The 15897-nt window shown below is 48.6% G+C and carries 13 protein-coding genes; 1 reads left to right on the forward strand and 12 read right to left on the reverse strand.

Translation table 11 applies throughout. From position 1 onward, the window contains the following. Window positions 1-113: 113 nt before the first annotated feature. The 6 genes from BM322_RS01090 to BM322_RS01115 form a co-directional block, all read right to left on the reverse strand. Window positions 114-428: a hypothetical protein gene (locus tag BM322_RS01090; RefSeq protein WP_075428063.1), complete on the reverse strand. Its 315-nt coding sequence runs from the start codon at window positions 426-428 to the stop codon at window positions 114-116. 139 nt (window positions 429-567) lie between these two features. Then, entirely contained in the window at window positions 568-2181 is a 1614-nt protein-coding gene (locus BM322_RS01095) for an MBL fold metallo-hydrolase RNA specificity domain-containing protein (protein ID WP_075428064.1), read from the reverse strand. Window positions 2182-2203: 22 nt separating this feature from the next. Beyond that, the gene (locus BM322_RS01100) at window positions 2204-4603 is read right to left on the reverse strand and encodes a response regulator (protein ID WP_082334268.1); all 2400 of its coding nucleotides are present in this window, start codon (window positions 4601-4603) and stop codon (window positions 2204-2206) included. A 133-nt stretch (window positions 4604-4736) separates the two neighbouring features. After that, window positions 4737-5660: a UDP-N-acetylmuramate dehydrogenase gene (murB, locus tag BM322_RS01105; RefSeq protein WP_075428065.1), complete on the reverse strand. Its 924-nt coding sequence runs from the start codon at window positions 5658-5660 to the stop codon at window positions 4737-4739. A 39-nt stretch (window positions 5661-5699) separates the two neighbouring features. Next, window positions 5700-6188, reverse strand: coding sequence for a tRNA (uridine(34)/cytosine(34)/5-carboxymethylaminomethyluridine(34)-2'-O)-methyltransferase TrmL (trmL, locus tag BM322_RS01110; RefSeq protein WP_075428066.1), 489 nt, complete (start codon window positions 6186-6188; stop codon window positions 5700-5702). 73 nt (window positions 6189-6261) lie between these two features. Then, window positions 6262-9918: an autotransporter domain-containing protein gene (locus BM322_RS01115; protein ID WP_075428067.1), complete on the reverse strand. Its 3657-nt coding sequence runs from the start codon at window positions 9916-9918 to the stop codon at window positions 6262-6264. Between the two features lie 319 nt (window positions 9919-10237). On the opposite strand from BM322_RS01115, the gene BM322_RS01120 reads away from it, so the two are divergent. After that, window positions 10238-10441 carry a nuclease gene (locus tag BM322_RS01120; RefSeq protein WP_318254509.1) on the forward strand — a complete coding sequence of 68 codons (204 nt, stop codon included), beginning with the start codon at window positions 10238-10240 and terminating at the stop codon, window positions 10439-10441. Between the two features lie 918 nt (window positions 10442-11359). Here BM322_RS01120 and BM322_RS01130 read toward each other — a convergent pair. From BM322_RS01130 to BM322_RS01155, 6 genes are all read right to left on the reverse strand, one after another. After that, a complete protein-coding gene (locus tag BM322_RS01130) occupies window positions 11360-12013 on the reverse strand; it encodes a hypothetical protein (protein WP_075428068.1) in 654 nt (217 codons plus the stop codon). Between the two features lie 95 nt (window positions 12014-12108). Further along, window positions 12109-13653, reverse strand: coding sequence for a hypothetical protein (locus tag BM322_RS01135; protein WP_075428069.1), 1545 nt, complete (start codon window positions 13651-13653; stop codon window positions 12109-12111). Window positions 13654-13745: 92 nt separating this feature from the next. Then, the gene (locus tag BM322_RS01140) at window positions 13746-14423 is read right to left on the reverse strand and encodes a hypothetical protein (RefSeq protein ID WP_075428070.1); all 678 of its coding nucleotides are present in this window, start codon (window positions 14421-14423) and stop codon (window positions 13746-13748) included. A gap of 184 nt (window positions 14424-14607) precedes the next feature. Beyond that, window positions 14608-15228, reverse strand: a complete 621-nt coding sequence (locus BM322_RS01145) for a recombinase family protein (protein ID WP_075428071.1) — start codon at window positions 15226-15228, stop codon at window positions 14608-14610. 138 nt (window positions 15229-15366) lie between these two features. After that, window positions 15367-15483, reverse strand: coding sequence for a hypothetical protein (locus BM322_RS13380; protein WP_318254486.1), 117 nt, complete (start codon window positions 15481-15483; stop codon window positions 15367-15369). Between the two features lie 45 nt (window positions 15484-15528). Continuing rightward, window positions 15529-15744, reverse strand: a complete 216-nt coding sequence (locus BM322_RS01155) for a DUF2922 domain-containing protein (RefSeq protein ID WP_075428072.1) — start codon at window positions 15742-15744, stop codon at window positions 15529-15531. Window positions 15745-15897: the final 153 nt, after the last annotated feature.

The following is a 15897-nucleotide window of genomic DNA, read 5'->3' on the forward strand; positions in this document are numbered from 1 at the left end:
TTCACTACGGTATAGTTTCGCCACGTTTTGATAAATTCCTTGTTTTTATGGCCAGCGGGCAAAAGAATAGAGGAGCTGTCAAAGGACAGCTCCTCTATGTGGCCTCTTCAATTTCAAACCACCGACGGAACAAATTCTTCCTCGGCATAACCAAAACGGGCTGTCACACGGTAAATCAGGCGGTCATCCTCGGCATTGCGGATCGTGATGTGATCGAGATCCTGCAACATCGCCTTGATATCCATGACGGCAGCCATGCTGCTGATATAGTCAACAGCATGAGCCATATTTGTCTTATGCCGCTCGGGCTCTTTGGCTCCTTCATGGTAGATGTCCATATTTACCTCAGCCTCTCTATTGACCGGACATCGGCAAAGCTCCGGTTCCCAGGCATTTGTTATCTTTTTAATGCGCTCGATTTGCTCCAATTTTTGTATAATCCCTCCTAACCGTATATGACTTTGTATTCCTTACATTAATACACTTACTGCATACTATATAATAACAGTATAGGAACTATTGGTCAATGTGAGGTTTTACACATTTTGTCCTATTTTTTGTATAGAATTAAATGTTAAACGGAGCAAACAATTTCTTCATATAATTGAATCCCTTGGTAATGGTCTTGATAAGCGGCTCCATCGTCTTGGGCTGGCGGATGACAAGCTGCATGACCTTGCGCCGCAGGTTGCGGTACTCGGCATCGAAGATGCGCAGCTGCTCCTCCATCTCCATCTCCACCGATACCTCGGGGATAATCGAGGGCTGCAGCTCCGAGGCCCGGCCGCTGATTTTGACGACATCACCGCGGAACGGAATATAGACCTCTTCGCCGCATTCCTTCTGGATGCGGCTCTTTAGCGCCTCCTGCCCCTGGGCCTCACCGTGGACAATGAATACCTTGGCGGGTTTGGGGCTCTGGAAATTGTCAATCCACTCCATGAGCTGATTGGCATCGGCATGGGCCGAAAAGCCATCGAGCATCTGGATCTGGGCTTTGACGGCCACTTCCTCGCCGAGTACGCGCACGCGCTTGATGCCATCGACAAGCCGGCGGCCAAGACTGCCTTCGGCCTGATAGCCCACGAACAGGATCGTGGATTCGGGCCGCCAGAGGTTGTGCTTCAGATGATGCAGAATGCGTCCGGCATCGGCCATACCCGAGGCTGAGATGATGATCTGGGAGCTTTCCGAGCTGTTGAGGGCGCGAGACTCTTCGGGTGTTTCGCAGATGCGCACCTGCGGGAATTCGAGCATCTTGCCGCTCTGCCCGAACATCTTGATGGCCTCTTCGTCAAAGTCCTGGAAATTCTGCATGAAGATGCGCGTAGCGTTGATGGCCAGCGGACTGTCTAGCACGATTGGGATATCGCCATCGAGGCGTCCGCTCTTCCAGAGATTGTAGAAATAATAGAGCAGTGTCTGGGTGCGGCCAACGGAAAAGGACGGGATGACCAGATTGCCGCCGCGGTCCATCGTATCATTGACGATCTCTAAGAGTGCCGTTTCCTTGTCGTAGATCTGATGGACGCGGTCGCCATAAGTCGACTCGACGACTAGGAAATCTGCCCCTGTGAGCACCGTTGGATCTTTGATGATGGGCTGATCTGGTTGGCCAAGGTCGCCGGAGAAGACGAGTTTCGTCGCCTTGCTGTCTTCGGTGACCAGGATTTCGATGATAGCTGAGCCTAAGATGTGGCCTGCATCATAGAAGGTCACGTCCACGTTGTCGTCGAGCTTGAACCTTACCTGGTACGGCAGTGGCACGAAGTGTTCGATGGCCGCCTCGGCATCCTGCATCGTGTAGATGGGCTGCACAGGTGTTTCACCGCGCCGCTGGTTCTTGCGGTTTGAAAGCTCTGCATCGGACTCTTGGATATGGGCGGAGTCTGGCAGCATGATGCGGGCCAAGTCACAGGTGGCCTTGGTGCCATAGACGGAGCCCTTGAATCCATCGCGCACGAGTTTCGGGATGAGGCCGCAGTGATCGATATGGGCATGGGTCAATAATACCGCATCGATATCGGCCGGGCTGAAGGTGAAGTCCTCATAGTTGAGGTCGCGGATCCGCCGTGAGCCCTGAAACATGCCACAGTCGATCAGGTAATTCTTTTCCCTGACCGCCAGCAGATAGCAGGAACCAGTTACTGTGTGAGCTGCGCCTAAAAATTCCAACCGCATAAAGACCCTCTCCTTTTCGCATTTAGTGCAATAATTTCTTCAAGGTCTGCATCAATTTAGGTATGTCAATGGGTTTTGCCAGATGGCCATTCATCCCTGCCTCTATGGCATTCTGGATGTCTTCTTTGAAGGCATTGGCCGTCATGGCCAGGATGGGGATATTGGCCCGCGTCTTATCGGGCAGTTTGCGGATATACCGCGTGGTCTGGTAGCCGTCCATGTTGGGCATCTGGATATCCATGAGGATGATGTCGTAGGTGCCAGGCTTCGCCTGCTCGAGTTTTTCCACGCAGATGACGCCGTCCTGGGCCCAGTCCACTTCGCAGCCAACCTCGGTGAGTAGGGCGATGACGATTTCCGCATTGAGCTCATTGTCTTCGGCCAGCAGGATATGGTTGCCGGCCAGTTTATCATCGGCCGCGGTCTCGAGGTTATGCTGGCGTACCTCAGCTGCCGTACCGATGCGATGCGGCAGCCGCACTGTGACCATCGTGCCTTCGCCAAGGGTGCTTTCTATCTTGATTGTCCCCTGCAGCAGGTCCACGAGCCGTTTGACGATGGCAAGCCCCAGGCCTGTCCCCTGAATACCGCGTGTCGATGCGCTCCGTTCCCGGGCGAACTGATCAAAGGCATGCTGTAGGAACTCTTTGGTCATGCCGATACCTGTATCTGATATGGTGATTTCGATGATGCATTCGTCCATGGTCCTGCCGGGCAGTTCACGCATGTCAGCCGTAATCCTGCCCCCTGGCGGTGTGTACTTTATCGCATTGCCGAGGATATTGATGAATATCTCTGATGTATGGGTCTTATCCACATAGAGGTAGCGATGCTTGTACGCCGCTTTCTTTACGAATGTCAGGTTCTTTTCTTCGACCTGTCCATCGAAAACGGTGGTGCATAGCTGCAGGTATTCCTGCAAGTCCACCAGCTCTTCGTCGATGACGAGCTTGTTGTTCTCGATACGTGACATTTCCAGCACATCATTCAGTATGGACAGCAGCTGATTGCTGGCCGACAATATCTTGGTGCGGCATTCCGCCTGCTTAACCGCATCCATCGGCATCCGATTGGCCATTTCGGTAAAGCCGATAATGGCGTTGAGGGGCGTGCGGATGTCGTGACTCATATTGAACAGGAACCGAGATTTTGCCTCATTGGCGGCCTCGGCTGCCTTGCGGGCGGCATCAAGTTCGCGCTGTTTTGCCTGCTCCTGCTGGATGGTCGACTCGATATCGCGGAAGCCGCAGATATAGTAATCATCGCCGTCTTTTGAGGAATCCTTGATATAGCAGCATTGGTAATGCTGGCGCTTGCCATCATAGGTCAGGCGCGTGTAGTTTATCGTATAGATCTTATCCACGAGCACCTTGTCCCGCAGATTGTCAAGATGCCAGTTCTTGCGCATTTCCTCGCGTTCTTCGGGCACGATGACGCGGTCGATGTACTCGTCCGTGACTTTGTAGTAATCAACACCTTGCAGGGTTTTGATAAAGACATTGGTCGTCAGCGAGTTGCTGTTGTTCTGGACCATAGAAACCGTGCCGGCATTCACATCAACAAGCCAGACCGAGCTGTATTCCTTCGACAGTGCACGCAGCAAGACATTGCGCTGTTCGAGTTCGCTGGCGAACCTTTTCTGGCGGCGCAGGTCCTGGTCGATATTTTCGAAGGCAAAGATCAGTTTGTGTCCTTCGTCAAAAGAGGCAATCTTCAGACGATAATAGACATAAACGTCATCCCGCAGTGTGCGATAGGAATGGATGATCTGCCCTTCCCGTTTCAGCCGGCCAAAAACATAGTCCCGCGACAGGAACCGCCGCATCTCCTCCTGGTCTTCAGGATGCACGAGGCTGTCGATATAGGTGCAGAACACTTCATGGCTGTTGGTGCGCTGTCGCAGCTGGCGGGCGAACTTCTTGCTGACATTGCTGATCCAGAGTGGATAGACATGACCGTCATCGACATCGACATAGACGATGGAGGAATAGCTTTCGGAAAGGACGCTGGCGATTTCGGCGGTGATATGCTCCCGGGCCTTTTCGTTTTCGATGTCCTCCACTGCATAGAGCACGCGCTGCAAGGGAGCGCCTTCATCGATGCGCAGGAAACAGGCACGGCGCCAGCGGAACTGTTTATCGCGGAATACTGCCGTGATCTGATGTTCCTCCCGGAGCCGCTCGGGAAGCGTCGACAGCGTCACGAAGTCGAGCATCTGTTGCAAGTAATCGGGAGACGCCACGTGGCCGATGATCTCATAGAATTTTTTCTGGAACCTTTCCCCTGCCCCGACATCGATAAAGGGCAAATCGGTTTTGAAGGTCTCACAGCTAAGTGAACGCATGTCGATGACGCGCAAGGCTATGTATAACCTGGAAAGGGCTGACAAGATGGCGTTCAATTCATTTCTTTCTCTGTTCATGCTGCACCTCCCTTCCTACTTCTCATATCCTATATCGGAATATTCGCCATCTGGCACGCAACTTCCTTCCCGCCATATCTTTTCCAATAAAAAAGCCCTTCTCATCACGAAAAAGGCTTTGAAAATCTGTATGTTATTCTTCACCCAGCATGCGGACCTCGGGCTGCAGTTCGACGCCATGCTTTTCCTTGACGCGGCGCTGGACCTCATGGATGAGGTTTACCACATCCGCTGCCGTTGCGCCGCCAGCATTGACGACAAAACCGGCATGCTTGGTCGATACCTGTGCCCCGCCAACAGTCAGGCCTTTAAGTCCCGTCTGGTCAATCAGCGTGCCCGCAAAGTAGCCTTCGGGACGCTTGAAGGTGCTGCCCGCACTGGGCATCTCAAGGGGCTGCTTGCTCTCACGGCGCTGGGTGTAGTCGGCAATCTTGGCGCGGATTTTCTGTTCGTTGCCCGGCTGCAGCTGCAGCTCGACTTCACAGATGGCTTCGCCATTCGTCTGGAAGACGCTGTGGCGATAGCCAAGCTCGAGCTTGTCCTTGGAAAACTCGTGGATGTTGCCATCCTTGTCGACAGCCCGCACCCGGTCAGCCACATTCTTCGTCTCGCCATCATAGGCACCGGCGTTCATGAAGATGGCACCGCCGATGCTGCCCGGGATGCCGCAGGCGTACTCAAGGCCCGTCAGGCTGTGCGCAGCTGCGCACTCGGAGATATCCTTGAGCAGCGCGCCAGCGCCAGCGATGATGCGCGTGCCCTCGCAACGAATCTCGGACATCGGTGCTGCAAATTTCACGACGACACCGCGAATGCCCTTGTCACGCACCAGCATGTTTGAGCCGTTGCCAAGGAGCGTCAGCGGCAAGTTGTATTCCTTGACCAGTTTCAAGACGCGCTGGGTCTCCGTCATATTAGCCGGAAAGATCAGGCAATCGGCCGGACCGCCAATCTCAAAGGTCGTATGCAGGCGCATCGGCTCATCGAGCAGCACCTGATCTGCCTGCAGGAACTCGCGGCAGGCGGCAACGAAATTCTTATCTATCACAGTATTCATTCCCATCTATTCTATCGAGAGTTGATTATAAAGCGGCTGTTATTTCCACATGCGCAGGCCGGGGCCATTCTCGGCCAGATTGGCAAAATCCATCTGCCGCATGGCCTCATAGGCCACGATGGCCACGGCATTGGAAAGATTCAGCGACCGCGCCTCGGCAATCATCGGAATGCGCACGCAGCTCTCCCAGTTCGCATCAAGGATTGTCTCGGGGATACCTGCCGACTCCTTGCCGAAGACCAGCATGTCATCCTCCGTGTAGTGAACCTCCGTATGCGCGCGCGGCGCCTTGGTCGACAGATAATAGAAATTATGCCCGTGATACATCGCGAGTACCTCATCGAAGTTCTCATGATAATGCACCTTGACCAGATGCCAGTAGTCAAGACCGGCACGCTTCAGATATTTATCGTCCGTCGAGAATCCCAGCGGCTTGACCAGATGCAGCTCAATGCCCGTTGCTGCGCAGAGACGGGCGATGTTGCCCGTATTGCCAGGGATTTCCGGCTCTATCAATACTATATGCAATCTATACACCTCAACCTATCGTTTTCAACGTTCCCTATTATAGCGAATTCCTTCAATAAATACAAGGTGCGCTTTACCATACCCGCCGCAAGGTCAGCGCACAGGAAATGTCCTTATCATGACTGCCCCGCAAAAAACCGGCATCCCCCGCCAATATCCAGTCCGGCGCAAATTCTGCCTCGCCGCTTAACGCGAGCTCAAAATGCGTCTTATCCTGATTGTTGCGCAGAGTATAGCGCCCGCCATCATAGCCTTCGTAACGGAAGTCAAGCTCGGGGTTTGCCCCGGCAAAAGCGTGTCTTACTCCCAGCCGTATCCCATAATTACCCTTGTGCAGATAGCGCTTAAGCTCCACGCCGCAGGTTCCGGCGAAATAAGTATTGCCGTTACCTGCTGCCTGCTGGTTGAAAATCCCGGCCCCCTTTTCCCGATAAGCCCCCTGCCGCATATGCGACAGCTGGAAGCCCGCATAAGGACTTACATGCCAACCCCTGCCGCTCTCGCTCTGCAAATCGTATTTATACTCGCCGCCCAGCTCGATGATATGGCTGTTGTAATCTGCAGCGGCATTCAGGCCCAAAGCCGGAATCCCCCGGCGCAGTTTGTTGCGCACAATGCCATAGTCCAGATAGATATACGCATCCCGCGCATCCTTATGATAACCGCCATAGAGCCCCACGCGGGTATCGTAGGCATTCCCCCCGCTGCTATCCGCGCCTAAACTTACGGCATTGTAGCTGACAAAGACACCGCCACGGTAATTTTTGCCGAAAGCCCGGTCATAGCCGCCGGAAACAGCGCTGCCATGATAGCTGGCACCGCCGCGCAAATCGCCCCAGTTCTTGGTGAACTTCACCCAGGCGTTGTTATCCTGGGCAACGGGCAGCTGCGTGGTCAAACGGAGTCCGGCCTCTTCTTCCTGCCCGCTGTCCCGCAGCTTGCTGGCCGGAATAGTAAGCGCTACAGGCTGCAGGGAAAAAGCCGTATTGAGCCTGTCGGAAATCACCCGGCCAGAAACGGTGCTTTGTTGGGCCAGTGCGGCAAGCTGCGTCGCTCCGCTGCTGCCGATGGCTGATAAGGCGCCCTTGGCCTTATCAGGTTCCAGACTGTACAGAGGGCGGAGCTGGCTGAGGCGCTCATCCCCTGCCAGATCCTGCCGCATGGACTCCATGGCCTCATAGGTCTCCTGCTGCACGGCATCGACTTTCCCCAGGTTATTGGACGCCTCGGAAGTGACCTTTATTTCTTTGCCTGCCACGCTGGCCGTGATATTGGCAAGACCGGTCTTATAGGGCGTACCCGTAGCATTTTGGGGACTGCCCTGGATGTTGCCGTTTTTGACTGCCAGAACGCTGAAATTTTCATGGGGAAGGATATTGGCAGCCAGCAGGGTAGCCCCGTCAATAGCAGCTGTGCCCGAAACCCTGATCTGTCCATCCGAGCCGCCTGCCATGCCCCTAAGTGTGCCATCCGCCTTCAGATCCCCAGCAATCTCCACGCAGCCATCCGGAGAGGAAGTCCCCAGTGTGCCGTGGTTGATTACATTCCCCGTGTCATCATCACGGAACCCGGCAGCTATATCCGTCATTTTGTTTACCGTGTAATTGCCATCCAGCAGCGTGGCATCCTTGTCCACCGTTACGCTTACCACGTTGGCCTTACCGCCATAACGCAAAGTACCTGCCGTGACATTCAGTTTGATATTGTCTTTGCCATTGATATTGCCAGTATAGTCATGTTCCCCGCTGAAATTGAGATTGGTAACGAGGTCGGGGATGTATTCGTTATAGTCATATTTCATCCCCTTATATTGCAAATTGAGCGCTTCGCCTTTGGCTTCTTTTTCAACAACAGCCACAGCATCATAGCTGCCGTCTGTATCGAAGTGCTTCCAGTCTGAAGTGATATTGCCCTTGATTTTGGCTCCAGCCTGCACATTGATATTTTTCACCAGGGCATTTTTGCCGATATAGATGGCATTCTTCCCGCCCTCCAAAGTACCGGACAGATCATAACAATCCACCATGGCCCCTTGCAGTTCATCTGCCGCGGAATTATATTCGAATTTATTCATCTCGGTGAGGGGCAGATTTTCTGCACTGGAAATCTTGCCGGTAGGCGCATCTACCGTACGCTTATAGCGGATATAGGAGCCGCGATACTCGTCCGCGGCACCGTTGGTGCTAGAGCCGAAGTCAAAGCGGATGCCGGTACCATCCTGCCCCTTGGCTGTAACCGTGCCGCTCTGTTTCACCGTCTGCCCGCGGCCATAGGCAATGAGCACACCGTTGCCCTGCTGGCCATCGGCATGAATCTCGGTGCTCTTGGGAATGACCAAGGTATTTTCGCTGCCGTCCACACGGATGCCTGTGGCGCCAGTACCATGCGTCAAAATATCGGCACGTTGCGTGACGGTATTCCTCGAGCCATAGATATGCAGGCCAATGCCCAGAGGCACATTGCTGTAGCCGCCCGTATAGGCCGTTCCCGCTGCATTGCGCGCCGAATAGCCATGGGTATTATCGATAACACCGCCATCGCCATAAACAGAATAGCCGAAATAAGCTTTGCGGTCCAAATCATAACCCAAATCCTGCATGACCGCCAACTCAGCTTCCATAAAAGACGTGTAGTTGCTATAAACGCGATGGCTCATCATACCCGAGGTCTGCAAATGGGAGCCCTCGAAGTTATAGAACAAAAGATTTTCCCAGGCATTCACCGGCAGGCCGGACACACCATGGAAGGTGGCACCATCCAGCGCTTCCGTGACATGGTCGCCCACAAAAAAAGCATAACCTTTTTTGCCGCTTAGATTTGGATTACTGTCACCGTTGTCAACGATAAACAAATCTTCTTCGGCCAATCCCGGAATGGCTGCCAGGGTCTCCTTGATGCTGGCAGTCGTGGAAATCACCATCCCGGGCTTGGCCGCTTTGCCATTCTGGTCAATCAGGTGCATATTCCATTCGTCGCGGTCTTTTGCACGGTCATCAAAGCGGGATATGAATTCAAGTTTGCTTGTGTACATGGGATTATTAACAACACTGCTCCATGTCTTTGTCTTGCTATCGAATTTCTGAAACTTGCCCATGATTCCCAAGGCATGTCCCAACTCATGGCGGATAGTCCCCACAAAATCCGCAGCCTGCTCATTGGCTGGCAGCACCGTATCCGTATCCACCCACCACCCGGCACTGGCACCATCGCGATTGGCTCCTGCATGCTGGCCAACTGTCACCCTGCTGAAGGCATACATACCATCGTCAGCATCAAAGAGCTTTTTGTCGAACTCTTTGGCATCTGCCCGGATTATCTTTCCCTGAAGCCCCTGCGCCACATAATTTTCCACAGCAACACTGGGGTCTGTTCCCTTCTTATGCAGCAGCGAAACCGGTATTGCCGATGCATTGGGGTCAGCATCCGTGGTAAGCACGATCTGAGCCGGCTGGCTGGTTTTCAAATAAGGGTCCAATATGCCTGCCCAGTAAGCCGTACCGGATTTCACCGCCCCTCTCATCAGCGGGCTTAATGTATATTTCGCAGGGCCTGCAACGCTATCCTTGCCTACCTTAATGAACGTATCCCCTTGATTGAGAATCATTAATTCGGCAAATTTCTTCCCATCATGGTAAACATAGTCCGTAGTATAGGCTCCTGCCCAGGATGGCACCCCCAGGCAAGCCAAAATGACAGCAATAACCAGCTGTTTGTTTTTCCCCCTATTCATCGTGCATACACTCCTTCCCTGTAATTGAATCTATCTTCTACACATTTCCCATCAATTCCTGCTAACATATACCTACGCATAACAGGCAGAGTATTACAAGAAACATCGAAAAGGAGCTGCATGTTCATTTTATGGATTGATTTGACAAGTCAAACCTTTGACAAGTCAATTTGACTTGTCAGCAAGTGTGCTCAATAGCCGCCGTGCGGGTGGAAACCGGCTTTATCGATAACGAGGACACACAAATCCTCTCCCTTGGTCGCAATGATTTAGAGGAGGAAACACCTCCTGTGCGTTACCATCCGGCCACCAGTTGTTGGTGCTTCTCGGCAACTTAGCTGCCTTTTCGCTGATGGTGGCTACACCTGCCATGGCCACGGATTATCTAGCCAATCCGCGTTCCATGAAGTTTCATTACAGCACCTGCCGCACCATCAAGCACCCGGAAAATTTCATTCCGTACAGTTCCCGTGAGGCGGCGGTAAATGATGGGTATGTGGCCTGCAAGGTTTGTCATCCTTAGAATTTTTGCGTAAAATTTCTTGCTAGTATATAACGGAAATGGTATAATTAACCTACAAACGAAAAAGAGGGGTAGACCACGAGTTTACACCGGTAGGAGAGTCTTCGGGATGGTGACCTGTGAGACTCTTTTATTTTTGCCTACAAAAAGATACGCGCCAATGCTGTGATGCACTGACGCGTTTTTGCGTCATCCGTCCGGTTGGTGGGGCCGGACTTCCGACAAGTTTAGTGTTTGCCGCTATGGCGTATCATGTCGTAGAGCCATGCAGCCACTAGACTACTGGCGATACCTACGACAAACGAAAAGAGTAGGTTATCAACCACGGGCTTCACCTCCCTCGCTGCCGTGGGATTACCATGGTTAGAGGTAGCGGCAATGAATAGTATAGCACAAAAATTCATAATGTGCGCGCACTGTGAACAAAGAATTATACATTTGTTTTTTCCCGCCATAGTGACGACATCGCAAAAGCCCTTGCCAGTATTTAAGGAAAATAGTACAATATCATTACGGAACTTGTCATAGAGCCATGCAGCCACTAGACTGCTGGCAATATCTACAACAAAAATAAGGTGTCAACCACAAGTTCACACCGGTAAAAGAGCCTGCAGACTGGTAACCTGCAAGGCTCTTTTATTTTGCCCCCGACACGAAAGAGGATTTTCCGCCCAAGCCGCGAACATACTATACATAGAAAATGCAGGAAATTGGGATATTTAAAGGGGGAGTTTACATTACCTGCCGCACCATCAAGCACCCGGAAAATTTCATTCCGTACAGTTCTCGGGAAGCAGCAATTAATGACGGCTATGTGGCCTGCAAGGTTTGTCATCCTTAACCATAGACACGAAAAGCTGGAACTTGACTAGTCAATCGGACTGGTCAAGCTCCAGCTTTTGCTTATTGGCAGGAAGGTTAATGGAGATTTTGCGGTACTACTTTTCCATTCATGAAAATATAGTAGCTTTTTATTTGATAAGGCAACTGCGCTAAGACACGCTTTTGCTTAGGTGTCAAAGTGCCGCTATAAGCGTCTCTTTTTTCCCGTAGTAGGGAAAAAAGTTCTTTTGCTGTAAGTGTTGGATTAGCATCAAGAATTTTTTTAGCTTGATTGAGTGCTACACTATTGGCAAATTCCTCGGGGATAGTAGAGCCAGCAGCTATATGCTTTTTTAGATTTGTTTCCAAAGTTATTTTTCTTTCTATAATCTTATTCAAAGCAACATCTTTTTCATTAATATCTTTGCCAAAAAGGACAGGAGTTGTATGAGTAAGTGCATATCCCAGGCACATAATCCCCATAAACAATCCGTATCCTCCAAACAAAAAGCAACAAATTATCGTCACGCAAATCCCAAAAAATATCAAGCACCCTTTACCACCAAGAAATTTTGCCGTATATTCTTCCGTTTGACGAATTATATCGTTAATCAGTGGTGTATCAATATCGAATTGTTTTCTCCAGTAATTTATACTACTTGATAAATCACCTGCCATTAGTAGTCTTTGTCGGTTAACGATTATGTTTACAATGTCAGTCAATAGTTTAGCACGAGTCATTTGTGCCATAGCAAACTCCCTTTTGCAAAACAAGTAAATTGTTAATTCATTTTCTCATTTAGTTAATAACATTTATTATAATTAGAATAAATGTTACACATCACTTATCCCGCCCTTCTTATGCTTATGTAATTCACCTTATTATTGTTTTTTTCAACTGCAAAGCGAATGATACATTCTCCAATTTTAGCATCATTAACTTTATACTCTATCAAGTCATAATTTCCATACTCTGATGTTTCATAAGCTCCGCCATACGCCTTAACAGTATCATGGATACTAGATTGTTCATGAATACCTCTACCAGTTTTTGCATTTGGCGAATTAGAAACAATCATTTGTATTTGACTGTCAGAGATATGTACTTCAACATCTTTATATTTTTGAACTGTTATACCATTTTTATTTTCTGTTGTAATTGGTGTCCCAAGTAATGACGATAAATCAGTTACAGCATTAGTTAACGCAACTCCCCCCAAACTAAGTTTATCATTTTGCTTAGTAGGCGTTGCATTATTTGTATTGACTTCTTTTCCGATATTTTGCTGATTAAATGTGTTGCCATTGTATTGTATGCGAATTTCATAGGTCGGTGGATTAGAATACTTTGCATCTTTACCACCTATGTATTTTTCTGATTCAGGTATTGGCGCAGGTGTTCCATCAGAATGATAGGCATTTACTTGTATAATCCTGCATTTATCATCATATTTTAGAGCAACTTTATAAAATTTTTCTCTTATTGTATCAAGTGGTTTTTCATCTTTATCTAATGTTTCTATCGTTATAGGATAAGGATTATTATCTGTGTATGTATAACGTACAATAGCGCCCCAGCACAGTGCATCAAATCTATTATTACGTGGAATTATAGGACTACTGAATTTGCTGATAATAATTCCACCACGATCCGGTTGAAACGGTTGCAGGCCTTCTGAATAAAAAACCTCATAATATCTATTTTCGATAATGCGATTGTTGGAATCATATTTGTATTCATGGCGCATGCCAATATCGCCATTATCTCTCTTAAGAGAAATTGATGATGGTAATAATGTACTATTATATTCCCATATATACTCAGTGGTCTTTTTATCATTTGAATCATATTGCTGAATGCTAGTTATTTTATCATCTTTATAGGTTAAGGTATACTTTTCAGATAATGAATTACCTAATTTCACTAATACAGTTTTGGGTAGTCCGACGGCTCCATCGACTAATGTATATTTATTTGAAATTTTGTCATTTTTGTCCGGTTTCCACTCATATTCCAAATCTTTACCATTCACATTAACAGCAAGTTCTTGAAATACAATAGAATCATATGATGTAAAAAAGAAATCAGTCATTGGTTTTAATACAAAAATGCAACCATAATCTAAATTACCATCATTAACGGCAGTTATTCTTTTTAATGTTCCATCCTCTTTTTCTACTTTTAAAGTTACCCCTGCATTATTTGCTTCACTATCTTTAACTTTGCATATACCAATAAATTTCCCATTTGGAAGCATTACGATTTGTCTGTAATAGCCTGCCTCAATATTTTGCCAAGACATATCGACATTAGTAAAAAATGAGCTCAGCATTATAATAACAAAGAGTATTACCACTCCAATCCCGCCGAGCTTCATAATCTTTTCCATTATGAACACCTCCCATTATAACCGCTTTAATTTATCATATAGCTACTACCAGCTCAATATTTCCATCTTTTACAATTAAAGTAATTCCTTACTTAAATTTTGTATTTTTCTCTAGCCACTTGGCAAATAGACATAAGCGCATAATAATTTACCCTATGCGGATATTTTGAAGCCGGATGATAATAATCTATCACCAATTTACCATTCCATTCACCAAACAAAGTCATATCCGTTTTATTATTCTTCCAGTCATCACCCAGTATAACTCTTAGGCAATGGCTGGTATAACCGCATACAATGATGTCAGGATTGATAATATCCAGTTCTCGGCGTAAAAAAACTCTATCCTCCTTAGCATATTTCTTCAATTCCTGGTAATCGGACTTCGATTGACCATTACTCTTTTTGACATTAATAACGGCTATGCGGTTTATATTCTGTCGGATATTGGTCTGTATTCTCTCTTGATCATACTCCTTGCCGTCACCAAATGCCTGAAAGATTGCCTCCGTCCAAACAGCCACCTTCTTCCACATTTGCCATGGGCCACTAGCTTGCAAATTCTCTACTAAATTATAACCTTCATCATCGTGACGGGCTTCTTTCAATAAGTAGCAAATCTTTGGTGTAGATTGCCCATACCAATCCTCCGGCGATACAATGCCATCACGGATGAATCGCTCATAGCCCTTTCGCTTATGTGCCGCTTCCCATTCTTGAAATAGCGACTCCATTTCTGCACGCATTATTTTGATATTCATAGCATCCAATCCCAATACACCTCTTTCCCAATAATAGGGCGTAAATAATACCATGGTAAAATTAACACTAAAAAAAATCCGTCATTTACAAGAAAAAAGCGGTAAAATGCCGAAAAAGAACCAAAAACAACCAAACTTCAAGCCAAATCAAAGAATCCATGGACCGTAAAAAAAACCATGGATTTTTTTACGTTCACGCGTCAGTTGACGCATTGGCCCACTTCAAGAAGGTAGGCGTTGAAACGCCTAGCGCCTCTGCGGCCTTGCGGGCGGAGACTTTTCCGGCTTTCCATTGGGCGTGGATTGCTGGAAATCCCTTGGGTTTCTCCATTGGCTTTCTGCCCAGGGTCACGCCTCTTGCCCGGGCCGCTGCCAGTCCTTCCATGGTGCGCTGGTGGTTCATGTTCCGTTCCGTTTCCGCAACGTAGGAAAAGACTTGAATGACCAGATTGGAGATGAGTTTTGCCGTGAGGTCATCCCCGTATTTATTGCGGGTATCGAGGAGCGGCAGGTCTATGACCACAATGGCGGCCTCCTTCTCCTTGGTGATGATGTCCAGCTGACGGGTCATCTCGTCATAATTGCGCCCCAGCCTGTCCAGGCTCTTTACCACCAAGGTATCGCCAGGGGTAAGGCGCTTCATCATTTTGGTGTAGGCAGGACGGTCAAAGTCCTTGCCGCTTTGCTTGTCCACAAAGATACATTTCTTCGGAATACCGAAGTCTGCCAGTGCTATCCACTGCCGGTCATCTCTCTGTGAAACAGTAGATACACGAATGTAACCGTATACAGTACCATTGTTGTTCTTTTTCATAAGCAATTCCTCCATTCAAAACTATGTTAGAGCAACAAGTTCATTTTAGAGGAATCCCTGATTGTATAGGAATTTTATAAATCGCAAATGGGGCGGCGTTGACTGGTCAATTTGACTGTCAACGCCGCCCGCCTTATGTCATTTTTCCAACCGTTTCAGCTCCTGTATCAGCTCGCCTAACTTGCCGGTGAATTTATCCATGGACTTCTGGAAGCTGGTCAATAGATAAAAGGTCACCACAATGGGAAAGCCCACGGCAGAAACGGCGGTGAGGATGGTTTATTCCATAAGAGCGCCTCCTTAAGGCAATGCCTGTTCATCCACAATGCGCAGATAGGCTTTCTTATAGCCATTGACCGTAGCTCCGTTTTCTGCCAGGAGACAGCGACGTTCCAAGATTTCCATCATGGCTTTATAAACCTCATTTTCCGTCAGGCCCTCGCGCGGGTCGGGGATGGAAATGGCGGTATTTTTGCCGTTTTCCACCGCAAACTCAATCAAAAGCGTTTCTTTCATGGTCTAGCCCTCCTTAATGTTCTTCTACCAAGGAACTAGCGTCAAGCGCCCGATACCGTCAACGGAGGACTTCTGCAAATTGCTGAGCTTCGTTCCTTAAGATGTACCAATATCAGAATTGACATGTCAAATAAACGGGGCTCTCTGGCTTAG

Source organism: Selenomonas sp. GACV-9, from assembly GCA_900116485.1.
Classification (GTDB): domain Bacteria; phylum Bacillota; class Negativicutes; order Selenomonadales; family Selenomonadaceae; genus Selenomonas_A; species Selenomonas_A ruminantium_G.